This is a genomic window from Streptomyces xanthophaeus (genome assembly GCF_030440515.1).
In the GTDB taxonomy this organism is placed as follows: Bacteria; Actinomycetota; Actinomycetes; order Streptomycetales; family Streptomycetaceae; genus Streptomyces; species Streptomyces kutzneri.
On sequence record NZ_CP076543.1, the window covers coordinates 5,590,243 to 5,617,180 of the forward strand.

General features: G+C 69.4%; 24 protein-coding genes. 11 read left to right on the plus strand and 13 right to left on the minus strand.

Annotation, left to right across the window (positions count from 1 at the left end):
* The first annotated feature begins 1,350 nt into the window (after positions 1-1,350).
* Positions 1,351-1,485: a hypothetical protein gene (locus tag KO717_RS24880; protein ID WP_301371432.1), complete on the plus strand. Its 135-nt coding sequence runs from the start codon at positions 1,351-1,353 to the stop codon at positions 1,483-1,485.
* 1,611 nt (positions 1,486-3,096) lie between these two features.
* Here KO717_RS24880 and KO717_RS24885 read toward each other — a convergent pair.
* Positions 3,097-4,386, minus strand: coding sequence for a class I SAM-dependent methyltransferase (locus tag KO717_RS24885; RefSeq protein WP_301371435.1), 1,290 nt, complete (start codon positions 4,384-4,386; stop codon positions 3,097-3,099).
* 1,891 nt (positions 4,387-6,277) lie between these two features.
* Here KO717_RS24885 and KO717_RS24890 point away from each other — a divergent pair.
* Positions 6,278-6,745: a DUF6650 family protein gene (locus tag KO717_RS24890; protein WP_301371437.1), complete on the plus strand. Its 468-nt coding sequence runs from the start codon at positions 6,278-6,280 to the stop codon at positions 6,743-6,745.
* A gap of 287 nt (positions 6,746-7,032) precedes the next feature.
* On the opposite strand, the gene KO717_RS37510 is transcribed toward KO717_RS24890, so the two are convergent.
* Positions 7,033-7,107: a 50S ribosomal protein bL37 gene (locus KO717_RS37510; RefSeq protein WP_100661309.1), complete on the minus strand. Its 75-nt coding sequence runs from the start codon at positions 7,105-7,107 to the stop codon at positions 7,033-7,035.
* Positions 7,108-7,233: 126 nt separating this feature from the next.
* Between KO717_RS37510 and KO717_RS24895 the strand changes: the two genes are divergently transcribed.
* Together KO717_RS24895 and KO717_RS24900 are read left to right on the plus strand one after the other, a co-directional pair.
* Entirely contained in the window at positions 7,234-7,878 is a 645-nt protein-coding gene (locus KO717_RS24895; RefSeq protein WP_301371439.1) for a TRADD-N-associated membrane domain-containing protein, read from the plus strand.
* A 15-nt stretch (positions 7,879-7,893) separates the two neighbouring features.
* Positions 7,894-8,118 (plus strand): DUF2277 domain-containing protein, encoded by a 225-nt coding sequence (locus KO717_RS24900; protein WP_266484671.1) that lies wholly within the window; start codon positions 7,894-7,896, stop codon positions 8,116-8,118.
* Positions 8,119-8,130: 12 nt separating this feature from the next.
* Here KO717_RS24900 and KO717_RS24905 read toward each other — a convergent pair whose 3' ends face one another.
* The 4 genes from KO717_RS24905 to KO717_RS24920 all read right to left on the minus strand — a co-directional run bounded on the left by KO717_RS24905 (position 8,131) and on the right by KO717_RS24920 (position 12,106).
* Positions 8,131-8,640 carry a hypothetical protein gene (locus KO717_RS24905; protein ID WP_301371442.1) on the minus strand — a complete coding sequence of 170 codons (510 nt, stop codon included), beginning with the start codon at positions 8,638-8,640 and terminating at the stop codon, positions 8,131-8,133.
* 172 nt (positions 8,641-8,812) lie between these two features.
* The gene (locus tag KO717_RS24910) at positions 8,813-9,445 is read right to left on the minus strand and encodes a DedA family protein (protein WP_301371444.1); all 633 of its coding nucleotides are present in this window, start codon (positions 9,443-9,445) and stop codon (positions 8,813-8,815) included.
* Positions 9,446-9,708: 263 nt separating this feature from the next.
* A complete protein-coding gene (locus KO717_RS24915; RefSeq protein ID WP_301371446.1) occupies positions 9,709-11,367 on the minus strand; it encodes an alkaline phosphatase D family protein in 1,659 nt (552 codons plus the stop codon).
* 94 nt (positions 11,368-11,461) lie between these two features.
* On the minus strand, positions 11,462-12,106 hold the full coding sequence (locus tag KO717_RS24920) for an HNH endonuclease family protein (RefSeq protein ID WP_301374728.1): 645 nt from the start codon (positions 12,104-12,106) through the stop codon (positions 11,462-11,464).
* A gap of 542 nt (positions 12,107-12,648) precedes the next feature.
* Here KO717_RS24920 and KO717_RS24925 point away from each other — a divergent pair.
* Entirely contained in the window at positions 12,649-13,266 is a 618-nt protein-coding gene (locus KO717_RS24925) for a TMEM165/GDT1 family protein (RefSeq protein WP_386236681.1), read from the plus strand.
* A gap of 205 nt (positions 13,267-13,471) precedes the next feature.
* On the plus strand, positions 13,472-13,999 hold the full coding sequence (locus KO717_RS24930; protein ID WP_301374730.1) for a DinB family protein: 528 nt from the start codon (positions 13,472-13,474) through the stop codon (positions 13,997-13,999).
* Between the two features lie 1,384 nt (positions 14,000-15,383).
* On the opposite strand, the gene KO717_RS24935 is transcribed toward KO717_RS24930, so the two are convergent.
* Complete coding sequence (locus KO717_RS24935) at positions 15,384-16,067, minus strand: HAD-IA family hydrolase (protein ID WP_301371448.1); 684 nt, start codon at positions 16,065-16,067, stop codon at positions 15,384-15,386.
* Positions 16,068-16,201: 134 nt separating this feature from the next.
* Positions 16,202-16,375: a peptidoglycan-binding domain-containing protein gene (locus KO717_RS24940; RefSeq protein WP_301371451.1), complete on the minus strand. Its 174-nt coding sequence runs from the start codon at positions 16,373-16,375 to the stop codon at positions 16,202-16,204.
* Positions 16,376-16,415: 40 nt separating this feature from the next.
* Here KO717_RS24940 and KO717_RS24945 point away from each other — a divergent pair, with 40 nt between their 5' ends.
* Positions 16,416-17,153, plus strand: coding sequence for a hypothetical protein (locus tag KO717_RS24945; protein ID WP_301371453.1), 738 nt, complete (start codon positions 16,416-16,418; stop codon positions 17,151-17,153).
* A 134-nt stretch (positions 17,154-17,287) separates the two neighbouring features.
* Positions 17,288-19,357: an MDR family MFS transporter gene (locus KO717_RS24950; protein ID WP_301371455.1), complete on the plus strand. Its 2,070-nt coding sequence runs from the start codon at positions 17,288-17,290 to the stop codon at positions 19,355-19,357.
* A gap of 46 nt (positions 19,358-19,403) precedes the next feature.
* Here the strand turns inward: KO717_RS24950 and KO717_RS24955 are convergent, their stop codons facing one another.
* Positions 19,404-19,916 carry a GNAT family N-acetyltransferase gene (locus KO717_RS24955; protein WP_301371456.1) on the minus strand — a complete coding sequence of 171 codons (513 nt, stop codon included), beginning with the start codon at positions 19,914-19,916 and terminating at the stop codon, positions 19,404-19,406.
* A gap of 107 nt (positions 19,917-20,023) precedes the next feature.
* On the opposite strand from KO717_RS24955, the gene KO717_RS24960 reads away from it, so the two are divergent.
* On the plus strand, positions 20,024-20,419 hold the full coding sequence (locus tag KO717_RS24960) for a nuclear transport factor 2 family protein (protein WP_301371458.1): 396 nt from the start codon (positions 20,024-20,026) through the stop codon (positions 20,417-20,419).
* A gap of 167 nt (positions 20,420-20,586) precedes the next feature.
* Here the strand turns inward: KO717_RS24960 and KO717_RS24965 are convergent, their stop codons facing one another.
* Complete coding sequence (locus KO717_RS24965; protein ID WP_301371460.1) at positions 20,587-20,919, minus strand: antibiotic biosynthesis monooxygenase family protein; 333 nt, start codon at positions 20,917-20,919, stop codon at positions 20,587-20,589.
* Positions 20,920-21,088: 169 nt separating this feature from the next.
* A complete protein-coding gene (locus KO717_RS24970; protein WP_301371463.1) occupies positions 21,089-21,295 on the minus strand; it encodes an antitoxin in 207 nt (68 codons plus the stop codon).
* Positions 21,296-21,538: 243 nt separating this feature from the next.
* On the opposite strand from KO717_RS24970, the gene KO717_RS24975 reads away from it, so the two are divergent.
* Entirely contained in the window at positions 21,539-23,587 is a 2,049-nt protein-coding gene (locus KO717_RS24975; RefSeq protein WP_437184571.1) for a bifunctional glycosyltransferase 87/phosphatase PAP2 family protein, read from the plus strand.
* Positions 23,588-23,633: 46 nt separating this feature from the next.
* Here KO717_RS24975 and KO717_RS24980 read toward each other — a convergent pair whose 3' ends face one another.
* Positions 23,634-24,575 (minus strand): GlxA family transcriptional regulator, encoded by a 942-nt coding sequence (locus KO717_RS24980; RefSeq protein WP_301371464.1) that lies wholly within the window; start codon positions 24,573-24,575, stop codon positions 23,634-23,636.
* A gap of 107 nt (positions 24,576-24,682) precedes the next feature.
* Between KO717_RS24980 and KO717_RS24985 the strand changes: the two genes are divergently transcribed.
* Positions 24,683-25,213, plus strand: coding sequence for a PaaI family thioesterase (locus KO717_RS24985; RefSeq protein WP_301371465.1), 531 nt, complete (start codon positions 24,683-24,685; stop codon positions 25,211-25,213).
* Positions 25,214-25,491: 278 nt separating this feature from the next.
* Here the strand turns inward: KO717_RS24985 and KO717_RS24990 are convergent, their stop codons facing one another.
* Positions 25,492-26,736: a cytochrome P450 gene (locus KO717_RS24990; protein WP_301371466.1), complete on the minus strand. Its 1,245-nt coding sequence runs from the start codon at positions 26,734-26,736 to the stop codon at positions 25,492-25,494.
* Between the last annotated feature and the right edge of the window lie 202 nt (positions 26,737-26,938).

The window sequence follows — 26,938 nt, forward strand, 5'->3', positions numbered from 1 at the left end:
TTTCCCTACTTCATCAAGGCACCCGCCGCGCACGCGCGGCGCGCGCGGCCCGTCACCCGGGCCTGCGCTCCTGTCTACGCCCCGATCCAGCCCGGCCGCCGACCGCACGCCCACGGCTCGGGTTGATGGGAAGCGCCTTAGGCGGGCCTTCAGGCACGGCAACCGTCACATGGCATGCGTGGCCGGGAGCGCTGCCGACTGCGGCCGGGACGGGGTGCCAAAAGACGGCCAGCGGCGAGGGAGGGGCGGCCTCTTGCGCAAGGCCGGCCGACTGTCGGGCCTGAGTCGGGCCGGGCGCCGTACCCCCGCCGTCACGGATGACAGGAGCGTGAGGCGACCGCACCACCGGGAATGGGCGGGCGGGGAGCAGCTGCTGCCGCGATGTGGTGCCGGCCGGTGTGGTCGCTCCGCGTCGGTACCGGTCTCGTTGTGGCCGATGAGCGCGTCGTTGAGTCGTCTTCCGAAAGCCCGTCCGTCAGCGCCTGGGTTGCGGTCTGCTCAGCCCGGGCGGGACACCAACCGGAACCGCTCCGGCAACCTCGTCCCTAAGCGCCCCGAACCCTGGTTGGATACGGCCACACCGCACGCGCAGACTCGGGGTGGAGAGACTTGGACGCAGCACTGGTGGGACTGATTGGCACATCAGTGGGTGCCATATCGGGGTTTTCAGGGGCGTGGCTGGCCCAGCGGGGCCAAGTGCGGGTACAACGAGAACAGCGTGCTCACGCCGAACGCGTGCGATGGCTGGATGACAAGCGCCATCTCTATCGAGATCTTCTACTCGCCTGCTATGGCTGGCATGACGCCCTGGCAGCAACTTCCCGCGGGGAAGCTGACGGCGCCCTGCACGAGACTCGCTCCGCAGCGTACAAGTTCGGCGTGGAGATCGACCTCATAGCCTCGGAGTCCGTACGGCTGGCCGCTGTACACATGCGCAGACAGCTCCTGGAAGCACAGGGGCCGATCCTGCACTCAGACGGCGGCGATGCGTCCGCAGCTCTCAGAGAGGTAAGGATCGCCACGGACGCGTTTGAAGAGGCTGTGCGATCTGATCTAGCGCAGGTCACCGAGCGATAGCTCAGCAACCAGGCTCGTGCCCTGCCCGTGCGGGTGTCGGGCCCATCGGAATCGGGCGCAGATGCGGGACCGTGGTGAAGTCCAGGCCGCGGGTGGGCGTCGATGTGGTGGCTGCCGGTCGGCACCGCTGCCCTGATCCCGGAGGGCAGCACGGTTATGGGAGGGCGCACAAGGTCGTTCATCCAGTGGGGTGCTCCACCTTGTGCGCCCTCCCATAACCGTGCAGGGGCGGTGCCCATCAGGACAACGGCACCGACCTCGAAGGAGCACGCCATGGCTTGCACCGACCCCCAGTACGACGGCGGCATCATCCCCAACCGATACTCCGCCGCCCCCGAGGACCTCACCCTCTGCCCCACCTGCAATCACGGCTACGACCCCCGCGACCACCACGACTACGCCGGCTGACCATCCCTGGCTCCGGCGTGAGTCGGGGCCAGGAGCCTTCCGCAGCCTGGAGCCCGCCGGTGTGACCGTCGTGACCGATCCGGCTGGAACTGCACCCCAGGAAGCCCGGCCCGCTCTTTACTCCGCGTGTCGACGGCACACGGGATGGGAGGCTGGGCGCCCATGGTCCGTACCGATGCTGGAGAGCTTGCTTCAGCGTCCACCCCATGAGAATCTGGGGCCAGCTTTGGCGTGCCATCATCTGCTCTCTTCTCACGGAGGGGGCATTTTTTGTTTCCGCCTCCCGGGCACCCACGGGCCGCTAGTCCCTCCACCGACGATCACGCCAACTTGGCGCCTAGCAGCCATGCTTGACGTTCTGACCTGCCCGAGCGTAACGTCTGTCATGCTTCGCTACGTGTGTGTCCACAACCACCTACCTCTGGGTCCCTCCTCCAGAGTTGGCAAGGGGGAGCAGTGGACCAGTCACCCGAGTTGATCCTCGTCAGCGCTGACCTCGCGGCCCTCTACACGGGCAGACCTTCGAGCACCATTCGCCGATGGGCGAGCGAAGGCCGGATCACTACATACGGTCAAGGTCGGGGCAAGGTCCGGTACAACTTGCTGGAACTTCCCAGAGCCGTAGTGAATCCGTGGACCGATGAGCGCGTCCTCGGTCAGGCGCCGCCCAGACGTGCGGATCGGCCGAGCGGTTCCTCCGAACCACCTCCCGGCGGATAGCCACCCTCTAAAACCCTGGTCCCGCCGACCCCTGACCGTGCGGCTTCACCTCTAGGCCCGAGCCATGGCTCGGGCCTTTTGCATGTCCAGGGATAGATCGCCCCCTCCTCCTTCGTGAGCTAGCCCCAGAGCCCACGTGGGCTCGGAGAGGTCTACCCATGCGACCGCCGTTGTCTTCCGCAGCCATTAGCGGCAGTGCAGGCATTGCCACATTCCTCGCTGGCACTCCCTGGTGGCTCATATTCCTAGTGGTCCTCTTTACAGCCGCAGCCCTGCCAGCAGCTTCAGAGTTTCGGGCATGGCGGAAGCAAAAGTCCGCTCTGGATCTAGAGCATGCCGAGCTGGAGATACGCCGGGAACAGAACAGGAGTTTGCTTGCGCTGCAACGACGTGCGGAGCGCGCGATCCAGCGTCTACCGCCAGGAAAGGACCAGGTCGCGGCATACTTGGAGCTGCTCGACAGTTCCAAGGACGCCCTGCAACCTCCACCAACGAACGAAGAAGCTGGCCAAGGGCGAGAGGCATCACCATGATGTCGACGCACCGAACGTTGTCTAGGCAGACCCGCCTGCCGGTCCGAGGCCGCTTGCAGTTACAGGGCCCAGGTCTGAGCGTGCCAGACGGGCCGGACAACCACGGTTGTCAGCGCGATTAACATGAGATCCCCTGGAATCTGATGACGCAGTTCAAAAGGGCATCCAAGATTGGTGATTCCCAATCTCCTCTTAGATGTTTACTGCCAGGGCTTGGGCCGCTGCGCACTGTCCGGCTGCGTCACTAGCGCTCAAGGCGGACGACCGAGTCTTCTGCTGTACGAGCGATCCGAACTGGTTACGTTGTGGGTAGCCAGACAATTCGAACCCAGGTCTGCCGGAAGCTCTAAAATCCCCCTCAGGAGTCAAACACGGCAAACTGATAGACGCCCCGTATCGTTGACATGTGGAAGCGGTCACTGAGCTGCTCATTCTCGGTGAGCTGCTCGAACTCCCGCTTGGAATAGAAATGAACCGCCGCATCTTTTAGGAAATCAAGGTAATAGCGGTACATTACCCGGCTGCCCAAATGTCCAGTGGGGGGATCCATTACTTCAATAATCACCGCACGGTTGGAAACCCTAATGCACTCGTCGATGAGCTTCCTTGCGGCGTCGGCCGATGGCATGTGATGTAGGACATTCTTGCAGATCGCTACGGAGAACGCCTTGCTGGTGAAGGGCAAATTGGTGGCGTCGTGGTTCGTATATATCAGGGAAGAAGCGGGCTGCGTTGAGATGCTTGACTGCTTAATCAATTCGATCTGACTCCACGAAATATCGTTTCCCACTACTACTGAAATATCACCCTTCTCCGCCTTCGTATTGCATAGCATGTTTTCTCCGCATGCTACGTCGATCATCGAACGGGGGTTGTTCTCGTGTACGAGTTCATCGATCTTCTTGGTCACCTCACCCAAGCTGTGCTCGCATACGTACCGGGAGGTGGCACGCATGATCGGCTTGGTGATCTTGTTGTGAATCTGATAGCGGTGTCGATATCTGGCGTTACGGCTGATTTCTTGGTCGTGGAATGGGATCCAGCCCCGGCCTTTGCTCTCCAAATAGCTCTGCGCCAATTTCAGGACTTCCGCGTTCTGTAAAACGGCGATCGAACTCGACGGGGTTTCGAGATCTATAAGCTGGGCGCGCGTTCGTTTCGTCCGTTGTAGCTTCTCGTTTACGTCGTCATCCCGTATTCGGGCCGTAAAGGCAATGCCGTTGTGAATCCATTCGCCCCCCTCGTGTCGAAAGGCATTCGACAGGAAGGCGATCGGCTCAATATCAGCTAGTTGCACTTCCGGCAACGTCTCCTGGGTGATCGTATTAGCCGCAACGATGAAGTCCTCGTGCTCATCCTGCCGCAGGCAGTCGCCCAAGAGGGACCATGATATCCCTTCCCGCGTAAAGATCCTCTCGGCCAGGATTCGATGGTCAGCCGTATATGGAACGATCAGGACGAAATGACTTATGCGCTGGCAGTATTCAAAGGCGTCGCGGTTCGGAATGTCAAAAATGTCCGAGAGTGACGGAGCGTCGCCGTATAGATACTTGTATGTCTCGAATTGGCGCTGGGTTGTATCGATCCCTCTCGGGATCTTGTTCTGTTTTTTGGGATTTGGTCGAAAACGCGAAATCGAATCGAACATCGCTATCCCCCAATGCTGCTTCAATCTGGCTGGCCCACTTCCAGCTTGCGCCCAGATGGCACGGGGTGCATCTTCGTGTGGCAAAACAGGGATCATTCATCGTTCAATGGAATGATGGCCCCCGTCGTTACACGGTCTTTAAGAAGTTACAGTCGGCGGCTCCTCCGGCTACGGGAGGTTGCCCACCGGGCCCTCGCTGACGAGGGAGACGGCCACGCCCTCTGCCGGCAGAACCCTGCGTCCGGGTGGTCAGGCGACCTCCTACACTGACGCGTCACACCGAGCTTCGGGGGGGCATCCATGGCTGTTTACGAGCAACCGTCGATCCTCGCAGACCGAGTCGGAGCTTCGTCATCGGAGGCCTAACGGTTGGCGTCCTCCTGGCAAGCCAATCCGCCGCGCTCATCGCTCAGCATCAGCAGATATCCGAGCTCCAGTCGCGATCAGCCGTCGTTGGGCCGCCAGGCCCCGCCGGCCCACAGGGACTCCCCGGTCCCGCGGTGAGGCTGGGCTGCCCGGGAAAGACGGCAAGGGACTCAAGCTCTGCTGTGCCCAGCGTCGTCACGGGCAACGGCAAGACAGAGCCACTAACGCAGACGGCAGCCCGCGCCGACTGCACCCAACTCGCGCAGAAGGCGTGGCCTGACTCTTCGAGTGGGGACCCGTCTATGAATGAGCTGACGAGTGCATACACGCTGGCCCAGCGCGAGAGGTCGTTCAAACAGTGCATGAGCGATGAGGGCTGGCCGCTGAGTTAGCCGACGGAGCCAGGAAGGGGCTGGAGAGCCCGACTGCGGAGCCTAGTCGGGCAACGGTTCCGCTGGGCAACGTCTCCGCGAGCGGTCAGCGCCGACCGGTTCGTCCGCCTCACCAGTGAGGCCCCCGTCCCGTGCACGGGACGCGATAGAGCTTCCTGGCTCACAGGACCCTCCTCAGCAGAATCGCAGCTCAGGGACGATGCTTGGCTCGCCTTAGGCGTGCCCTCCGGAGCCGTGTGCCTGCTGTGCTTCCATCCGTGCTGTCTGCGCCTACCGGGCTGCTGTGGGTCGGCGGGACTATCCCTGCGTCCGAGTCGACCGAATCAGGTAGGTGGTGGCAGGGTGACTCAGCCCAGGTGCGGGGCGCCGACGACCAGGAATCGTCCCTGTGCAAGGCCCGCGATCACGAACAGCTCTCGATGCCAGGACCATCAGGGCAAGTGGTCAAAGTACGAGGCGGAGCGACGGAAGAAGAGGGAAGCTGAGGCTAAGTTGCGGGAGCTTCGGAAAAGGAAGTGAACCAGCAGTCGACTGGCCGCTGACATCTACAGCTGACGTCAACGTGAGGGCACGCCGGTGGCTCAGGGCGGTTTCGTATAGGCGCCATGTCCTGGGCTCGCCGGGTGTCGGGAGGTGGCTGGGCGAGCTTACAAGGCAGGTGTTGGCGGTTCGAAACCGTTCGCGCCGCCAGGACGAAGACCCCCGACCGATCTTGGTTGGGGGCCTTTGGCGGTTCCAAGTGGCGGCAGCCGCCTACTCGGTCGGCCGCCGACGGCGCAGCATCCGGTCCATCTGCCCCATCGCCTCGAGCCCGCCGTCAGCCACGTGGGTGAGATCAGTGCTCTGGATACGCCCTCTGTTAATTGCTGAGCAAGACGGGTGCTTCGGCACGCCACGCTGGTCAGTGGCTGCGGTCATGCCGAGGGTGGCCCCCGGCATCGGTGCTCCGGGGCGGACGGGTGCCGGAAGGTGCAACGGCTTCGTCGGCGCCGGCGGTGAGCTTCGTACGGAGTCCTGCGCGGCTCAACCGGACTCAACGGAGGGGACGTTGCTACTTCTCGCCGTACCCGTCGTCGCCACAGCGCAGGCGCACCGGCCTGCTTAGGATGCCGAGCGTGAAGGTTTTAGAGATCATGCGACGGATCAAGGGTTTCAGCACACCGCTCGGAGGTGTGGACTGGGAGCTCCCGCTCCCGCAGCGGGCGGTTGCCGAGAAGGTTCTCGTGTACCTGGAGGACCGGCGGGTTCTCACGATGCCCCGTCTTGAGCACTCGGTCGACGAGGCGGGACACTGCGTCGCATCGGTTCTGAGGATCAGGGAGACGCTGACCCAGATCCTGATGGAGCCCGACACGGGCGATGAACTTGCCGAGAACCTCAAGGCGATGCGTGCCGCCTGCCGCCGGTTCCTGGACACCGTAGGCATCGACCATGGCGGACACGTACAAGGCCGCCGTGAGGGCGTCGTGTTCGGGGCCGCGCTCGGCGAACTACGAGCGGTCTTCGGGATTCAGCTCGCCGTCATCGCCACGCGCTACAAGCTCGACCTGTCCGGGGATCTCGTGTCCATCCTTCCCGCCGAGGACACCGACGAGGAGTAGGTGAAGGGCGGATCGAGGCGAGCGCGGCAGCGTGTGCCGGGGGTGCTTCCGGCCGCGGGGTTCTGCGCCTTCCCGGAGGGGGCGACGGGCGAGAGCATTCGGGGGTCCGTCGCCGTGCCCAGGGGTGGGGCTCGGACGGCCCAGGGGCGTCCGTGCACCAAGCCCGCGATCATCAACAGCTCTCGGTGCCGAGTGAAGCCGAAGCGAAGATGCGCAAGCTCCGGAAGAGGAAGTGACCCGCGAAGACCCCCGGCCGGTTGCGGTCGGGGGTCTTTCGGGTGGTTCGCTCAGGCGTTGGGGCGCTTGCCGTGGTTGGCCTTCTTCTTCTTGCGGGCCCGACGCTTGTTGCCTCGCTTCGCCATGGTCGTGGTCTCCCTCGTCGGCGACAGGTTCATGCCTCGGTCAGTCTAGGTTCGGTGCGGTTCATCCGCATTTGGAGGGGCGGACGCTCTCTTGGCCGCCGGTTCGGGGCGTGGGATCGTCGGGGGATGGGCGAGCTCGCGTGGGGTGGGTTGGTCGTGGCCGTGGTCGCCGTGGCGCTGGCGCTGATGGAGCGATCCCTCGGAGTGGGATTCGAGCGGAAACGGGACGAGGAGCGGGTGCGGCTGCTCGCGCACCTCGCCGAGCCGGGCGAGGCCGACAGGCCGTCCGCCGTGCCCGGCGGGGGGAAGTTCCAGGACGTCGGCGGGATCCAGCACCCCACGGCGCAGCTCGGTGACCGGCGGGACGACTTCACGCCGATCCTCGTGGAGTACTACGCCTACGGGCTGACCCAGGCGCGCAGCAGCTTCGCGACCAGCCAGCGGTTCGCCGGGGTCGGGGCGGCGATCCTGCTCTTCGGGGTCGGGCTGGCCGTCTGGAAGGCCGAGGGCGGCGGGGAGCTCTACCTGGGGATCGTCACGAGCTCGGCGGGGCTGGTCACCACCTTGATCGGGCAGCTCTTCCACCGGCGGGCCGATATCGCGCTCAAGCACATGGCCGACCAGACCGCCTCGCTGCGGGACGACCGTCGGGCCGCCGAGACGACCCAGCAGGCCATCGAGCTGCTGGACACGGTCGAGGACCCGGGGCTCAGGGCCCGCCTCCAAGCCGGTTTGATCATGAAACTTTCCGGGGCCGAGCTGCCCCGGTAGCGGGATAGTAGGGGTATGTGCCGTTCCATTAAGACCCTGCGCCCGCCCGCCATCCCCGAGAAGGCGACCGAGGAAGAGATCCGTGCCGCCGCCCTGCAGTACGTACGGAAGGTGTCCGGGTTCCGGGTGCCCGCCGCGCACAACCGCGAGGTGTTCGAGGCGGCGGTGGACGCCGTCGCCGAGGCCACCGCGGCGCTGCTCGACGGGGTGCACGTACGGGGGCAGGCCGCCCCGGCGTGACCCCGGCGAGGGTTACGAGGCCGCCGTGCGGCGGCGCATCACCCACACTCCTGCGCCCAGCGCGCCCGCGGCGAGGGCGCTGCCCACGGCGATCTGCCCGGGGCTCATCGAACCGATGCTGCCGCCCGTCCCGCCACGCGCCGCACCCGTGGTGACCTGCAGCGATACGGTGGTGCGCTCGCCGCCGGGGCCGCCGCACTCGAAGTCCACGCGGTGCGTGCCCGTGTTGGCGTTGTTGAAGACGGTGGCGGTGCCGATGAGGTTGGTGGCCGCCGGGTTGCCCGCGGTCAGCCGGACCTCGCCGAAGGCGGTCGACGTGACCCGGGCGACCTGAGTCCCGCAGCCCGTGACGTTGAGCGCGACCCGGCCGCCCGGGGCGACAGCGCTGGGCGAGACGGTGGCGGAGGGGTAGGCGTACGCGAGTGTGGCGGGCGCGGCGGCAGCGGCGATGAGCGTCGCGGCCGCGACGGTCATCAGGCGGCGCGCCGTGGCGGGCGGTGCGGCGGGCGGTTTGGCGGGCATGGAGAGGACTCCTCGGCTCGTCGAAACGGCGCGGCCAGGCCACTGATGTGACGCGGATTCGGTTGCGCACCGTGCTGTGGACGCTAGGAGCCCGGCCCGGGGGCGGCGATCGGGGCCGGGTGAACGGGTGAGCCACTGCTCCGCCCGGGGGAGCCGAGTCGTGCCGGACGGCCTACGCCGTCGCCGCGGTCGCCTCCGGGCGGCGGACGAGGAAGGCCGCCAGGGCGCCCGCGGCGAAGAGGGCGACCACCGACAGGGCGGTACCGAGCCACTGGGTGCCCAGCCACTGCGTACCGAAGTAGCCGAGGGCCACGCTGTAACCGGCCCAGGCCATGCCCGCCAGGACCGACCAGGGCAGGAACTCCGCCACCTTGCGCTGGGTCTTGCCCGCACCCAGCGACACCACCGAGCGTCCCGCCGGGGCGAAGCGGGCGATGACCACCAGGGCGCCGCCGCCGCGTGCCAGGGCTGTACCGAGGCGCTCGTGGGCCCGGGTCAGCCGCCGGGAGCGGGCGATGGCCCGGTCCAGCCGGGCTCCGCCGCGCCGGCCCAGCCGGTACGCGGCCATGTCGCCCAGCACCGAGGCGGTCGTGGCGATCACGAGCAGGAGCAGGATGTCCGGCACCTGTTCAGGCACCGGCACGGGCACCGGGCCGGCCGCCCCGGCGGCCGCCGCGGCCGCCGCCGCGGTGATCACCAGGACTCCGCTCGGGAGCACCGGGAGGAAGACGTCGAGCACGATGGAGACCGCCACGAGGGCGTAGATCCATGGGCTGGCGGTCAGCGATCCCAGCGTCTCAAACAAAGCGGGACTCCCCAGTCCGGTTGACGTGCTGCGACACGAAACGACATGAAGCGACACGAAGCGCCGCGACGTCGCGGGGAGCGGCAGGAGCGGCTTGACAGCCAGACAGCGTACGCCCGGTGCCCACATCCCGGATGCCCGGGGCGCTCACCCGGTGCGCCCGCCGGGGACGGACGCCGGCCCAGGACGGACGCCTTCCCGCGGCGCCCTCCCAGGGCGCCTCCCCAGGACGACTCCCGCGCCGCCGGGGCCTGCCGCATCGCCTACTCCGCCGCCGTGAGATCCCGGTCCAGCACCGTCACCAGCACGGCCCCCTCGCGCTTCTTGCGCGCCTGGTCCAGTCGCAGCCGCGCCGTCCGCCCCGACAGAGCCAGCGTCATCAGCTGGTTCCCGAACCAGGGCCCACCCGAACGCCGCCAGTTCAGCGGCGGCCGCCCCGTCCGCCCGTGCAGGGAGAAACCGCGCCCCAGCCACCGCCCCGTCCGCGACCAGCCCAGCCGGAACCCCCACTTCACCGCGGTATGGATGGAATTGTGAACCGGCGAGCACGTCAGCTGGAACACCCGTGCCGTACTCGGTATTCGAGGCTCGGCCACATACGCGTGATGCACGTCCCCGGACAGCACGCACACCGTCGCAGGCGCCCGCGGCCCCGTCCCCACCTCTTCGATCAGATCCGTCAGGGCCGCGAACGAGGCCGGGAACGCCGCCCAGTGCTCCAGATCGCTGCGCCGGCGCAGATCCTCCCCGATCCGCGCCCACCGAGGCCCCCGCTCCCCACGGCACAGCGCGGCGTTCCACGTCTCGGCATCGTGGATCAGCGGCGGCATCAGCCAGGGCAGCGAAGACCCGATCAGCAGATGGTCGTAACCCCCGTGCCCGGCCAGGGCGTTCTCCCGCAGCCACTGCTGCTCCGCCGGATCGAGCATCGCCCGCCCGTCCTCGGCCAGCACCCGCGCGGCCCGGGTATCCACCATCAGCAGCCGGGTCCGGCCGAAGTCGCGCCGGTAGCTCCAACGCACCGTGCCCGGATCGGCATCCGCCGCGGACGCGAAGGCCTGGAGTGCGTCCGTACCGTCAGGGGTCTGCCGTACCGCCTCGTACACCGCGTCGGCGGCCAGTTCGGCGGGGGAGAGATTGCCCAGGTGCTGGTACACCCAGTACGACATCAGCCCGCTGAGGACACGCTCGCGCCACCACGGCGTCGCCCGCATCTCCGCCAGCCACGCCGCGCTCGTGTTCCAGTCGTCGATGACGTCGTGGTCGTCGAATATGTGCAGGCTGGGAACCGTCGACAGCAGCCAGCGGATCTCCGGGTCGAGCCAGGACTCGTAGTAGAGCCGGGTGTACTCCTCGTAGTCCGCGACCTGGGCACCCGGCGGCTCCCGCAGATCCCGCCGGGCCGCGAGCCACTGCCGGGTCTCCCGGGACAGCGCATCCGCGTACACCTGGTCGCCGAGCAGCAGCAGGACGTCCGGGCGCACCGCCTCCGGATCGGCGGCCAGCCGCGCCGCGAGGGTGTCGAGCGCGTCCGCGCCGTGCGGTCCGTGCCGGCCGGCGGGCGGCGCGGCCTGCCGGCAGGAACCGAAGGTCACGCGCAGCCCGGGCGAAGGCCGGCCCGGGCCCGTCACGGCGGGAGCGGTGATCGTGCTCGGCGGGAAACCGCTCTCCGGCAGCGGCCACACCGGCCGTCCGTCGAGCAGCACCTCGTACGCCGTGGTCGCGCCCGGGGTCAGACCGGTCACCGGCACCAGTGCGTAGTGGTGACCGGCTATCTGGAAGGTGCGCGCACTGCCGCCCGCCCCGTCCGCGCACCGCACCTCGGCCGTGCACGGGCGGTCCGCCTCGACCCATATCGTGGCCGACCGGCCCGTGTCCCAGTCGACGTGGCGCAGCAGCGGCCCCAGACGCAGTCCGGCCATGCAACTCCCCCTCCTCCGTAGCCCCTTCGATCACGGTACGACGGGTGGGGGGAGCCACGCCTCCCCCTGGCGGGGGAAAGATCGGCCGGCTGGGTCAGCAGCCGTTCAGGATGTTGACCAGGGCCGTCTTCTCGCCGGAGTCCATGCTCAGACCCCAGTACTGCTTCACGTTGACCCACATCCGTGCGTACGTACAACGGTAGGCCGTCCGCGAGGGCAGCCATTTGCCGGGGTCGAGGTCGCCCTTGGCCTGGTTGACGTTGTCGGTGACCGCGATGAGCTGCGGGCGGGTGAGGTCGTTGGCGAACTGCTGGCGCTTGCTCGTGGTCCAGGAATTGGCACCGGAACGCCAGGCCTCGGCGAGCGGGACGACGTGGTCGATGTCGAGGTCGGAGGCGGCGGTCCAGGTGACGCCGTCGTACTCGGAGTACCAGCTTCCGCTCACCGCGGCGCAGGCGGAGTCCTGGACGACATTGACGCCGTCCCGCTTGAGGACGGTCTCGCGGGTGTTGCAGGCGCCCGAGACGGTGCTCCAGTGCGGGAAGAGGTCGCGGTTGTAGCCGCTGGTGGATCCCTCGGTCTTCGGGGTGACCGTCGCCAGGTAGGCGCGGGCGGCCGAGGCGCTGATGGGGGCGGGCGGGGCGGCCTGGGCGGTGGGGGCGTTCAGGAGGGAGGTGAGCGCGGCGAGTGCGGCTGCTGACGCGAGCACGCCAATTCGACGCGCGTAGATGCTGGGTATGAGTGCCATGAGGGGCTCCCTGGGTGCGGGGGGTGCGGCCGTGCGGCCCCGGCGGGGCGTGGCCATGGTCGTGGCGCCGGATGTCGCTGGGGTGGGCGCCAGGTGACAGCCTGGCGACATGAGCACGTCACATCAAGTCACCCAACGCTCCTGATTTAAACGGAGGTTGAGATTCCGAAGGGAGTGGGTGCGGCAAGGATGGTCGGCCGCGCCCAGGTCAGAGCAGGGACAAGGCAGGCCGGAGGCGGGAAGCGGGCGGCAGCAGCGCGGGGCGGGGGCGGGACCAAAGACCTATTCCGGCCGGTCGCGGGCGTCGCGTACTCTGTTCTGAGCAGAAGGGGAGTAGCTCTTCGCCGGACCGTCGACATACTGCTGGGTCACACCAGCCGGCGCCCGGAGGCAGGACGCGGACAGCGACCGGCCAGCGAGACCTTCGGCCGCAGTGTCCTGTTCAGCGCAGGCGCGTTTCGTACGCGCACGCGCAAGCCAGGGCGCCGCCGAGCCGAAGCGACCCCTGACACACCCCAGGTCTCTCGGTCCCGATGGCGCCCTGCCCGACCGATCGAGGTTTCACCCCCGTGTTCAGCTTCAGCATCACGGCGATCGCCTTCGGCGTCGTCTTCCTTGCCGAACTCCCCGACAAGACGGCCCTCGCCGGCCTGATGCTCGGCACGCGTTACCGCGCCTCCTACGTCTTCGCGGGCGTCGCAGCCGCCTTCGCCGTACACGTCGCACTCGCCATCGCCGCAGGCAGCGTCCTCACGCTGCTCCCGCACCGGCTCGTCCAGGCCGTCGTCGGCATCCTCTTCCTCCTGGGCGCGGCCATGCTGCTCCTGAAGAAGGACGACGGGGACGAGGAGGTCAAGCCGCCCGCCGACCAGTCCTTCTGGAAGGTCTCCGGGGCGGGCTTCATGCTGATCCTGGTGGCGGAGTTCGGCGACCTGACCCAGATCATGACCGCCAACCTCGCCGCCCGTTACGACGACCCCGTCTCGGTCGGCATCGGCGCCGTCCTCGCCCTGTGGGCGGTCGCCGGCATCGGCATCCTGGGCGGGCGCACCCTGATGAAGTACGTGCCGCTGCGACTGATCACCAAGATCGCGGCTGCCGTCATGGCGGCACTGGCCGCGTTCTCGCTCTACGAGGCGATCGCGGGCTGACGCGCCGGAGGTGCGGGCCACGGCGGCGGATATTTCCTTGCGGGGAGGCGATGTGCAGGTCACGCTCGTGCGCGTGACAGACGCCTCCGCCTCCTCCGCCCCCTCCGGCCCCACCGGCCCCGCCGTCGAGCCCGCATCCCGACCCGCGTCCCGACCCGCGTCCGCGCCGGTGTCCGCCGAGGACCGTCAGTTCGGCTGGTCCAACATGTTCGTCCACCCCGACGAGGACACCCGGACCGACGGCGGGTTCCAGGGCGAGCGCGCCGTACTCGCCGGCTACCTGCGCGACCAGCGCCTGACCCTGGAACTCAAGTGCGCGGGCCTCGACGCGGAGGCCCTGGCGCGGCGCTCGGTGGAACCCTCCAACCTGTCCCTGCTGGGACTCGTACGCCACCTCGCGGGCGTCGAGCAGTACTGGTTCCGGCAGGTCATGGCGGGCCAGGAGATACGCCGGCACTACCGCTCGGAGGAGGACCGCGCGGGGGAGTTCACCGGGGCAGTGGCCGACCCGGAGGTGGTCGCGGAGGCATGGGCCACCTGGCGCGCCGAAGTCGCCTTCGCGGAACAACTGGTCGCGGAGGCCACCAGCCTGGACGTCACGGGTGACAGCGGACACGGCGACGAGCCGATGGAGCTCCGCGAGGTCCTGGTCCACATGATCGAGGAGTACGCGCGCCACAACGGCCACGCGGACTTCCTGCGGGAACGCATCGACGGGCGAGTGGGGCAGTAGGGGGCTCGGGGGGCGGGAGGCGCGGCGGGGGCTTCGGTGGGCGGGAGCCGCTGGGGCGGTATCAGGGATGTGTATGGGGGTTTCCCGTCAGTCCCATCGTCCCTCCGTGTCGGGCCGGTCCCTCAAGGGCGCTCCTCCTTCGTCGTCGCGTCGCTTCGCGATGTCGCTGCGCTCCACCCTTGACCGACCGTCCCGCCCCGGAGAAACGAAAGACTGCCGGGAAGCCCCCAAAGGAACGGGCCGGGAGATCAAGACAGGGACGGGCGGCCAGAGATGCGCGAGGAGATCCCGGCCGGCACGACCAAGAGACGGGGCCCATCGAGAGTAGGGCCCGTGTCGGGGGAGGCGCGCCCGATCGCTACGCGCTCCTGACGCCTCAGCGTCTCCATCCCGTCCTGGGCTGGACATAGGCCGCCCACGGCCCCGGTCCTACGCTTGCCATGCGTCCGACGACTGCCTGTGGTCGGCCACAGGCCGCCCCAGATCGCTACGCGCTTCTCCACGACCGCGACCGGCGCCCGTCAGTCGCTGAGGAGACGGGCGGACGGCCGGAAGCTCGGCTATTCCGTCGTAAAGCCGGGTCAGCGCACACATGGCACCACAAACCCACCCTAAAACAGGGGTGATTGGGGCAAACCGTCGGCCTTTCGGGTCGCCTACTTGCGCTGACCCGCATCTAGGACGAAATAGCCGCTGTCCCACCCTTCTGCACCCCAGTCGGCCGTCGGGTGCCTCCCAAGTGGAGCGCCCAAGGGTCGTGGGAGGGTGATGGCCGGCCGTCGGACGCATGTCGAGCGTCGCACCGGTCCCTTGGGCGGCTTATCAACAGCCACAGACGGGCGTCGGGCGCCGTCGGTGAGAAACGCCTGAGCTCTTGGGCGGCCTATGTCCAGCCCGAGACGAGGTGGCGACGCTGAGAGATGAGGAGCGCGTAGCGATCGGGTGCGCTTCCCCCGACCCGGGCCCTGGTCTGTGATGGGCCCCGTCTCGCGGACGTGGTTCTTTGCGCCCGACCCGCCCGAAGGTCTCTGATGTGCCCGTCCCTGTCTTGATCGCCCGGCCCGTTCCTTTGGGGGCTTCCCGGCAGTCTTTCGTTTCTCCGGGGCGGGACGGTCGGTCAAGGGTGGAGCGCAGCGACATCGCGTAGCGACGCGACCGTAGGGAGCGCCCTTGAGGGACCGGCCCGGCACGGAGGGACGATGGGACTGACGGGAAACCCCCATACGCCACTCTGATTCCGGTCGAGTGGATCCCGCCTGGCGAAGCCCCCGCCGTACTTTCCGGATCCCGCCCGCCCGGCTCCCGCCCACCGAAGCCTCGCCCCGCCCTCCCGGCCCCGCCCCGCCAGCGCCCGTAGGCCTGGTGGTGACCGGCGGGTCTGGCGTCAGGCCGCCGGCTGGAGCGTGATGGTGATCGAGCCGTCCGGGGTGGTTGTGACGTGGAGTGCCGTCAGGTCCGGGACGTGGGCCGTCGGGGCGTGGGCGGCTGCGCGGGGGCCCACGCCGATCACGCGCATGCCCGCCGCCCGGCCCGCAGTGATTCCCGCGGCCGAGTCCTCGAAGACGATGCAGTCGGCCGGGTCCACGCCCAGTGCGGCGGCGCCCATGAGGAAGCCCTCGGGGTCGGGCTTGCTGGCCTGGACGGACTCGGCCGTGACCCGTACCTCGGGCATCGGCAGGGCGGCGGCGGTCATCCGTGCCGTGGCCAGGGCGGTGTCGGCGGAGGTGACCAGGGCGTGCGGCAGGCCGTCGAGTGCGGCCATGAACTCCGGGGCGCCCGCGACCGGGATCACTCCGTCGGTGTCGGCCGTTTCGCGGGCCAGCATCACCGCGTTCTCGGCGTGGTTGACCTCCATGGGGCGGTCCGGCAGGAGCACGGCCATGGTGGCGTAGCCCTGGCGGCCGTGGACCACCTTCATGGCTTCCTGCGGATCCAGCCCGTGGGAGACCGCCCACTCATGCCAGCAGCGTTCGACCACCGCGTCGGAGTTGACGATCGTGCCGTCCATGTCCAGGAGCAGGGCCTTGGCGGTGAGGGCGACGGGTGCGGTGGTGGTGCTGGCCGGCATCGGCGGGGCTCCAGACGGGGCGGGAAAGAGAACAAGTGGTTCCGTCCACCGGTCAGGGAATGAGGACGGAACCACTTTGTTCCTTCACGATACAAAACAATGGGCAGTCCGCGCCACCAGCGGACATGTGACCCTTATCCCTCCAGAGCCTTGCGGGTCACCGGCCCGTAGAAGCCCCACTCCTGATCGTCGATGCCCCTCTCGTACTGGAACTCCGACACGGCATCCTCCACCCGCCCGTCGAACCGGCCGTTGATCCTGCCCCGGTACAGGCCCTGCGCCGCGAGCAGCCGCTGGAGCTTCTCCACCTCCGAACCCGAGTCCCCGTGCCGCAGGGTCGGAGCCTGCGTGGGCGGCGGGCCGGCGGAGCGGCTCGCGCTCGGGGACGGGCTGGGGGACGGGGGTGCCGATGTGCGGGACGCGCTCGGCGACGGGGACGGCGACGCCGACTTCGAGGCGCTCGGCGACGGGGAGGCGGAGTGGGACGGGCTGCCCTTGCTCGGGGACGGGCTCGCGGAGGGCGCGGCCGGGGCGGCGCTCGTCACGGGCGCCGACGCCTTCGCGTCCATCAGCACGGCCTCGGTCTCGGTGGAACTCGGGAGCGCCCACACCGCCACGGCCGTCCCGCTGAGGGCGACCGCCGCCGCGGCGCCGATCAGCAGCGCGAGCGGCTTTCGGGAGGCCGGGCCGGTTCGCTTCTCCGGGCCCCCGCCCCCGCCCCCACCCCCACCCCCTCCCGCTCCGCTGTCGTACGTGTGGCCCGCCGGGACCGTCCGGAGCTGGACCGTCTCGGCCGGGTGTGACGCGTGCGCAGGCCCGGCGGGCCCCGCAGGCCACGGCCCGTCCTGCGGCGGCACGGGTATCCCGTACGCCGGAGTGTCGTCCTCCGCCTGCGCAGGCACCGGCACGGGCGCCGTGTGCGGGTCCGGGGTCACCACTGCGGACACCGGCTGCGGGGACACCGGGGTGTCCGGCTCGCCCGGGTCGGGCAACGTCACGTACGGGCGGATGCGCAAGGGGTTGAAACCCACACCCGGCACGCACCCGCAGCCTGCGCCGGCGGCGCCGCATTCTGGACAGTGCTGACGGCTCACTGGACTCCCTCCCTGGCTATTGCCTGCGATTATGCAGACCCGCGGAGGCCCTCCCAACCGCCCGAGAGGCCATAACCGGACACACCGCTCAGGATGGAGATGTTGATCCGGCCTGAGGAGGTATCGATGGCTCAGGATGTGACCGCGCAGGGCCCGGGCCCCGTTCTCGACCCGGAGAAGACCGGTCCCGCCGCCGAGCACCCCTCCCGCGACGTACTCGTCTCCATCGGAGCCCTGCTGCTGGGCCTGCTGATCGCCGCACTCGACCAGACCATCGTCTCCACCGCCCTGCCGACCATCGTCAGCGACCTCGGAGGCATGGCGCACCTGTCCTGGGTCGTCACCGCCTACATACTCGCCTCCACCGCCGCCACCCCCCTGTGGGGCAAGCTCGGCGACCAGTACGGACGCAAGAGGCTCTTCCAGTACGCCATCGTCCTCTTCCTCATCGGGTCGGCCCTGTGCGGGCTCGCCCAGGACATGCCCCAGCTCATCGGCTTCCGTGCCCTGCAGGGCCTGGGCGGCGGCGGACTGATCGTGCTGTCGATGGCGATCGTCGGCGACATCGTCCCGCCGCGCGAACGCGGCAAGTACCAGGGCCTCTTCGGTGCCGTCTTCGGCGCGACCAGCGTGCTGGGCCCGCTGCTGGGCGGCCTGTTCGTGGACAACCTGTCCTGGCGCTGGGTCTTCTACATCAACCTCCCGATCGGTCTGGTCGCGCTCGTCGTCATCGCCGCCGTCCTGCACATCCCGGCGCGCTCCGCGAAGCACACCATCGACTACCTCGGCACTTTCCTCATCGCCTGCGTCGCCACCTGTCTCGTGCTCGTCGCCTCCCTCGGCGGCACCTGGGGCTGGAGCTCGGCCCGGACCATCGGCGTCGCCGTCCTCGGCGCCGTAGTGCTCGCCGGCTTCCTCCTCGTGGAGCGCAAGGCCGCCGAACCCGTCCTGCCGCTGGGTCTGTTCCGCATCCGCACCTTCACCCTCTGCTCGGCGATCAGCTTCGTCGTGGGCTTCGCGATGTTCGGGGCGATGGTCTACCTGCCGACATTCCTCCAGATCGTCCAGGGCGTCTCACCGACCATGTCGGGCGTCCACATGCTGCCGATGGTGATCGGCATGCTGATCACCTCCACCGTCTCCGGCCAGATCGTCAGCCGTACCGGGCGCTGGAAGGTCTTCCCGATCGCGGGCACGGCCGTGACCGCGATCGGTCTGCTCCTCCTGCACCAGCTGCACCGCACCAGCTCCACCTGGGAGATGAGCGTCTACTTCTTCGTCTTCGGTGCCGGGCTCGGCCTGGTCATGCAGGTGCTCGTCCTGGTGGTGCAGAACGCGGTCAGCTACGCCGACCTCGGCGTCGCCACCTCCGGTGCCACCTTCTTCCGTTCCATCGGCGCCTCCTTCGGCGTGGCCATCTTCGGCACGGTCTTCACCCATCAGCTCGACGACAAGCTGGCCGCCTCGCTCGCGGGCGCCACGCTGCCGGCCGGCGCGAGCGTCGCGCAGCTGGAGGCGGACCCGCGGGCCATCGGCGCCCTTCCCGCCGACCTCCAGCCGCAGGTGCTCGACGCCTACGCCACCGCCATCACCGACGTGTTCCTCTATGCGGTGCCGATCGTCCTGATCGCCTTCGTGATCGCCTGGTTCCTGAAGGAGGACAAGCTCCGGGCCTCGGTCACCGCCCCCGATGTGACGGAGACCCTGGCTTCGAACCCCGTCCAGCGCTCCTCCCGTGACGAGGTCGCCCGTGCCCTGTCGGTCCTCGGCACCCGGGAGGGCCGCCGCCACGTCTACGAGAAGATCACCGAGAAGGCGGGCTACGACCTGCTGCCCGCCTCCAGCTGGCTGCTGCTGCGGATCAAGAGGTACGGCTCCGTGGAGCCCGCGATGCTCGCCGAGCGCACCAATGTGCCGCTGAAGATCGTCACGGACGCCGCCCGCCAGGTCGAGGAGCGCGGGCTCGCCGTCCGGGACGGTCTGCCGCTGGTCCTGACCGATGAGGGGCGCGCGTGCGCCACGAAGCTCGCCGAGGCCCGGGAGGAGTCCCTCGCCGAGCTGCTCGGCGACTGGTGGGGCCCGGACCGTCCGACGGACCTGGTGAAGCTGGTGCGGCAGATCAACAAGGAGCTGTGCGGGTCCGACGCCGAGGAGCCCTACGACGCCTTGCCGCGCCGGGACCACGCCGCCCACTAGCGGCAGCCGCTCTGCCGGTGCGCGGCCCCGTCGCCGGGGCACGGGCTCAGGCCAGGCGCTTCTCGAACCAGTGGTCTGCGTACGGGCCGGAGTTGTAGGCCGGTATTTCCGCATACCCGTGGCGCGCGTACAAGGCGCGGGCCTCCACGAGGTCCGACCGGGTGTCCAGCCGGACCCGCTCGGCGCCGAGCGCACGGCCCTCCGCCTCCAGCACCTCCAGCAGAGCCGCCCCGCCGCCGGTGCCGCGGGCGCGCCGGTCGACGTACACCCTGGTGAGCTCGGCGGTCAGGGGGTCGAGCAGGCGGATCCCGCCGCATGCCAGGGGCTCGCCGTCGAGTCTGCCGACGACGAACTGGCCCGTCGGCGGGACCAGCCCGTCGTCCGGGAAGTCCAGCAGCCCTTGGTCGATCTCGGTCTCGGTGACCTGTCGTTCCCAGTAACGGCCGGCGACCTCGGCGTAGTACGCGCGGCGCAGGGCTGTGGCGTCCCGGGTGGTGAACGGCTCGGGGGTCACGGTCCACGACAGGGTGGGTGTGCGGTGTTCGCTGTGAGTGGTCATGGCGTCATTGTGGAGTTCGCGGCGGATCTCCCGCGTGGAATATCCACAAGGCCGGGCCGATGATAGGAAAAAGGACATTCCCTGCGTACCCGGAGGGTGGGAACGCCATGTCAGAGCATCCCGACTGTGCCCTGGTCCGCCGTGGTTACGAGGCCTTCGGCAAAGGCGACATGGAGACGATGAGCACGCTGCTGATGGCCGATGTCATCCACCACGTACCGGGCAGCAATCCCCTGTCCGGGCACCACAAGGGGCGGGAGAACGTCCTCGACTTCTACCGCCGCCTCGGTGAGGAGACGAAGGGCACCTTCCAGGTGGATCTGGAATCGGTGCTGGCGGACGGGCGGGGGCACGTGATGAGTTTCCACACGGCACGCGCCGACCGCGGTGACCGCGGCATCGAGATCCGCCAGGGGCTCTTCTTCACGATCGTCGGCAACAAGATCACCGATATCGACCAGTGCACCGCGGACATCGACGAGGAAGACGTCTTCTGGAGCTGACGCTCCCCCCGAGTCCCGAGTCCCGAGTCCCGAGTCCCGAGTCCTGAGTCCCGAGCCCCGAGCCCCCGAGTCCCCGAGTCCGGCCGCGCCCGCGCCCCCGCGCCACGGGCCGGGGCCCGGGCCCGGGTCGGCCCGGACCCCGGTCCGTGGCGCGCGTCCGGATGGCGTCAGGCCTGCTTCGGGGCCGCCTGCTGCACGACCTCGAACGACCACACCGTCGAGGCGGAAGCCGCGGGCTTCGGCCGCTCGCCGCCGCCCTCACCACCGCCCTGGTGAGCGGCCTTCATCGGGCCCTCCATCCACGCCTGGAAATCCTCCTCCGAACGCCAGCGCGTGTAGACCAGGTACTGGTCCGTGCCCTCCACCGGGCGCAGCAGCTCGAACCACTCGAACCCGTCCGAGCTCTCCACCGCCCCGGCCCGGGAGGCGAAGCGCTGCTCCAGGATCTCCCGCTGCTCGGCGGGAACCGTCAGTGCGTTGATCTTTACGACACTAGGCACAGGACACCTCTCATGAAACACGGGCCGGGCCGACGCCCGGCCTCGACGACATGCGTGCAGTTTCCTACATCCGCCCCGCCCGAAGGCCGCAGGGACCGCACCGTGGTGCGGTCCCTGCGCCGTGGTCCCAGGCCTCAGGCCCCAGGCCCCAGGCCTCAGATCTCAGATCTCAGGTCTGGGGCGGCCGGGTCTCCCCGGGGGTGGGCGGCTGCTGCTTGCCGATCTGTTCGTTGAGCTTCTGCTGCGCCGTGTCGACCTGGCTCTGGTACTTGTTGCCGGTCTTCGCGTCGAAGGCGTCTCCGGCCTTCTCGACGCCTTGGCGGGCCTGGTCAGGGTGTCCCTTGATGAGGTCCTTGAGCTTGTCAAGCATGGACATGAGCCGTCCTCTCCACGGAATGCCTGTCACCTCAGCTTCGCCACGAAGTCCGCCGTCCGCACCTGGAGAGCCCGTGGGTCCCGTCCGGGAACAGGTCTCGCAGGTCGGCACGCGTGTCGGTCTCCGCGATGCCCGTGAGAGCCGTCCAACGCATCCCGTGGGAGATATCGTCGTCCGGGTAATGGAGCGCGGCAGCCAGGCGAAGTCAGGGTTGCGGTCAACATGGCGGGAGGCCGGCGAGGCGTGGCTAACGCGGCAGAGCACAGCGGTGCGAACGGACATGCCGGAGTCATAGGCGATCACGGCAGGCTCGGGGCGGCTCGCCTTCTCCTGTGGGCACTGGCCGGCGCGCTCGCCGTCAGACAGGCCGCCGCCGTGCTGCGCGTGCCACCGGCCGAGTGGCTGAGCGGCTTCCACCTCCCCGGCAGCCTGCCCGGATCGGTCTACGACACCGGCCAGTTCTCCGACACCCCCTTCGCCGGGCTGGTCCTGAGGCCGCTGGTCGGCCTCGCCCCCCCGTCGCTGGAGGTCGCCTGGACCTGTGTGACGCTGCTGTGCGTCGCCGCCATCGGTCTCGTCGCCGCCCGCGGCCTGCCCGATCCGGTGCCGCGGCGCACCGCGCTGCTCGCCGCGCCCGTGCTCACGGCCCTGATGATGGTCTCGCTCCCCGTCCGCGAGGCCGCTTCACCCGGCCAGACCGCCGTCCTGCCCGTACTGCTGGTGCTCATCGCCGTGTTCCGGGTGCCCGGCGACCGGCCCGCCGGCTTCCTCATCGGCCTCGCCGCCGCACTCCAGCCCGCGCTGCTGCTGTTCGCACCGCTGCTGTGGCTGACCGGACGCCGCCCCACCGCGCGCACCGCCGCCGTGACCTTCGCCGGAGCCACCGCGCTGTCCTGGGCGGCCATGCCGCGCGACTCCTGGACGTACTGGGTCGAGCACCTGGCCGGTACCGGCCTCGGCGGAGCCCCCGACGGCCTCGCCAACCAGTCCGTGCACGGCGCGCTGCTGCGCCTCGGCCTGACCGGACCCGCCGAGATCCTGTTCTACGCCGCCCTCGCGGCCGCCCTCGTCTGGATCGGCCTGCGCCGCGCGGTCCGCTACGCCCGCGACGGCCAGCTGCTGCTCGCCGTCGCCGTCACCGGCTGCGTGGCCGTCGCCGTGTCCCCGACCGGCTGGCGCCACCAGCTGCTGTGGGTGCTCCTCGCCGTCGCCGGCAAGGTGGGCAAGCGGGCCGGCGACCGGCCCGTGTGGCCGGTGGCCGTGGTCCTGGCGATGACCTTGCCGAGCACGATGCTGCTGCCGAACCTGGCCGCACTGGCCCCCGTACGCGACAACGTGCTGCTGCTCACCGCCGTGGCAGCGGCCTGCGCGGTACCGTTCCTGCCGCGCTCGTCGGCGTACTGGCGCGAGCCCGTACCCACCGAATACGGGCGGCCCGCGGCGGCCCGCTGGGCGCGGGTACCGCTGATGCCGTTCTGGCGGCGCGTGCTGTCCCGCCCGAACCTGCTGCTGGAACTCCTGCTGATACGGGTGGGCTACTCGCTCTACTCGCACATCCGGGCCGCCGCGCCCACCAGCCGCAGCCTCGCCGAGGGCAACGGCAGCCAGATCCACGGGATCGAGCGCGCGCTGGGCATCGACATCGAACACGCCGTGAACCACGCCGTGGTGAACACGCCCTGGCTGGAGGCGTTCTTCAACTTCTACTACACCTCCTTCCACTTCGTGGTCCCGCTGACGATCCTGGCGGTCCTGTACTGGCGGCGCCCCGGTGACTACCGGTGGGCGCGGGCCTCGCTGGGGCTGGCCACGGTGCTGGCCCTCATAGGTTTCTGGCTCTACCCGCTCGCGCCGCCGCGCCTGATGCCCGGCCTCGGCTTCATCGACACGGTGCACGGGCCGCAGGACCTGGCCAACCCCTCGTACGGGGCCATGACCGCGATCTCCAACCAGTACGCGGCGATGCCCTCGCTGCACTTCGGCTGGTCGCTGTGGTGCGGGATCGTGATCGTGGTGCTGGCGCCGAAGGGCTGGCAGAAGCTGCTCGGCGCGCTGCACCCGCTGATCACGGTGTGCGCGATCGTGGCCACCGCCAACCACTGGGTGCTGGACGCCGTCGGCGGGGCCGCGGTCGTGTCCGCCGGCTTCGGGCTCGTGTACGTGCTCTCCGGTCCGCGCGGCCTGCACGTCAGCCTCCCGGCGCAGCAGCGCACGGACGGCGCGGAACGGCCGTCGCCTGCCGCGCCCGGGACGACCGTCGCCGCCGAGCCCGTCGCGGGGTCGCGCTCCTAGGGGTGTCTTTTCGCCCCCGGGCCGCGCCCCGTGGAACGTGTCCGCGTCAGCGCCCGTCGCGCCGCCTGCGCATCAGCGTGCGCAGCGGTCCCGGGCTCTCGTACCCGACCCGTCGGGCGACCGCCGCCAGCGGCAGGTCCGTGGTGCGGAGCAGGTGCTCGGCCTGTTCCACCCGCAGGTCCTGCACCAGCCCCACGGGCGTGCGGCCGAGCGTACGGGCGACCGCGCGCTGGAGGGTGCGCTCGCTCACGCCGAGCTCCCGGGCCGCGTCAGCGATCGGTGCCGGCTCCGCGAGCCGGGTCCGCGCCCACTGCTCGAAGGCGGCGACGAGCGGGTCGTGGCGGGCCAGGGCGCTGGGGATGGCGTACGCCGCCTGTGAGGCGCGGTCGTCGACGACGAGGTAGTGCCGGACCAGATCCGCGAGGGCGGGGCTGCGCGTACCGACGATCGACAGGGCCAGGTCGAGATGGCCGAACGCGGCGCCCGCCGTGGTGACCCCGCCGGAGCTGACGACCATCCGGGTCTCGTCGAGCGTGACGCGGCGGTAGCGGTCCCGGAAGAAGGGGGCCAGCCACCAACTGGTCGTCGCCCGCCGCCCGTCCAGCACCCCGGCCTCGGCGAGCAGGAACGTTCCGGTGCAGGAGGTGGCGAGCGGCGTGCCGCGTTCGCGTGCCTCGGCCAGGACCCGGCGGGCCGGGCGGTGCGCGGCCGACGCGACGGCCTCGACGAGGGCGTCCGGGCGGCGCTCCATCAGCGCGGGCACCACCAGCAGGTCGGCGTCCTCGGCGACGGCGACCGGTTCGGTGTCGATGCGGTGGCCGAGCCCGGTGCGGACCCGGCGCTGCACGCCGACCGTACGGATGTCGAAGGCGGGCGGCGGGGCTCCGGCCACCCGGCCGCGCAGCACGTCGGCCGTGTGCAGCACGTCCAGGACGGCGGAGATGCCCGAGTCGAAGACCCCGTCGAGGGCCAGTACGGCGACTTTCACGGTTCCACCGTAGCGGCGCCCGGGCCCGTACGGGCTGTCGGAATCCGTACGGAAGCTGCCGGATCCGACACTCCCGATGCGCCCGGGCCGTGCCTAGGGTCGTTGCCATGAGCACCTATGAGACCAGCGCCCCCGAGCCCCACGTTCCGCTCCGCAGTCGTACGCACACCTGGCAGCCGCGGCCGGAGATGACCCCGGAGATCCTCGGCATGAGCGGACTGGAGATCCTCCGGGCGAGCCTCAAGGGCGAGCTGCCCGGTGCGTCGATGATGAGCACCCTGGGCTTCCGGCTCACCGAGGCGGCCGAGGGTGTCGCCGTCTTCGAGGGGGACCCGGGCGACCACCTGCTCAACCCCATGGGGACGGTGCACGGCGGCTTCCTGGCCACCCTGCTCGACTCGGCGCTCGGCTCGTCCGTGATGACGCTGCTCCCGGCCGGCACCGCCTACACCACGGTGCAGCTCGGGGTGCACATGATCCGGCCGGTCATGGCGGACACCCCGACCCTGCGCTGCGAGGGCACCGCGCTGCACGTGGGGCGGACCACCGCCACCGCCGAGGCGCGGGTCACGGGCACGCACGACGGCAAGCTCTACGCCCACGCGACCACGACGTGCGCGATCCTGCGCGTGGGCTGACGCCGGGCCCGGCCCGGGGCGGCCGAAGGGGCGCCGGGGCATTCGCTGCCCCGGCGCCCCTTCGGCTGGATCGCCGCTGCTTGCCAGGATCACTCCGTTCGGGCCGGGCCGCCACTCGAACGGGTGCGGCGCCGTTGCGGGGGCGCTGCCCCCGGACCCCCGCGCCTCAAACGCCGGCGGGGCTGGATGGGGGGCGGGGCTCAAGATCGGGGCTCCGCCCCGGACCCCGCGCCTCAAACGCCGGCGGGGCTGGAAGAGCGCCTCAAGCGCCGGCGGGGCTATAGGTGGGTGACGCGGAGTTCCTTGATGCCGTTGAGCCAGGCTGCTCGGAGGCGGCGTGGGGGGGTGTTCGTGAGGTGGAGGTTCGGGAGGGTGTCGGCCAGGGCGTTGAAGATCAGGTCGATCTCCATCACCGCCAGCGACTTGCCGAGGCAGAAGTGCGGGCCGCCGCCGCCGAAGCCCAGGTGGGGGTTGGGGTCGCGGGTGATGTCGAAGACGTCCGGGTTCGTGAAGACCTCGGGGTCGTGGTTGGCGGAGGAGTAGAACATTCCCACCCGGTCACCCGCCTTGATCTTCGCGCCGCCCAGTTCGGTGTCCTGCGTGGCGGTGCGCTGGAAGGACACCACCGGGGTGGCCCAGCGGACGATCTCCTCGGCGGCCGTCGACGGCCGGGTCGCCTTGTAGAGCTCCCACTGCTCGGGGTGGGTCAGGAAGGCGTGCATGCCGTGGCTGATGGCGTTGCGCGTGGTCTCGTTGCCCGCGACCGCGAGCAGCAGCACGAAGAAGCCGAACTCGTCCGAGCCGAGGTTGCCCTGGCCCTCGGCCGCGACCAGCTGGGTGACGATGTCCTTGGCCGGACATTCCTTGCGCTGGGAGGAGAGGTTCATCGCGTAGCCGATGAGCTCCATCGCCGCGTTGGAGCCGACCTCCTCGGTGATCGCGTACTCCGGGTCGTCGTAGGCGATCATCTTGTTCGACCAGTCGAAGATCTTCGCGCGGTCCTTCTGCGGTACGCCGATCAGTTCGGCGATGGCCTGCAGCGGGAGCTCGCACGCCACCTGCGTGACGAAGTCGAAGCTGCCGTCGGCCGCCGTGGCCGCGGCCTCCTCGACGATCTTCCGGGCGCGGTCCCGCAGGGCCTCCTCCAGGCCGCGGATGGCCCGCGGGGTGAAGCCCCGCTGCACGATCTGGCGTACGCGCGTGTGTTCCGGCGGATCCATGTTCAACATGATCAGACGCTGGGCATCTATCGCATCACGCTGGATGTGCTCGTTGAAGCGGATGATCGCGGTGTTGGTCGTCGACGAGAACAGTTCCGGGTGCGTGGAGACGTACTTGACGTCCGCGTGCCGGGTCACTGCCCAGTAGCCCTCGTCGTCGAAGCCGGTGACGCCCCGCCGCTGCGGGCACCACCACACGGGTGCGGTCTGCCGCAGCTGCGCGAACTCCGGGAAGGGGACGCGGCTTTGGAGCAGGTCTGGGTCGGTGGCGTCGAAGCCTTCGGGCAGTGCGGGGCAGGACATCGGGCAACTCCAAAGTCTGACGGACCATCAGAAGTTGGCTTGAAGGTAGTAACGAGTTCTAGAAGTGACAAGGGTCCTGGCGCCAACTGTTGCGTGTGGAATCCGTGCAGGCCGCGTGCAAGACCCTTGCGTGCCGGGGCCTCAGGTCATAAGACTGCGGGGAGAACTAGAACGCGTACTAGTTCGGGCGGGGCGCCGGGAC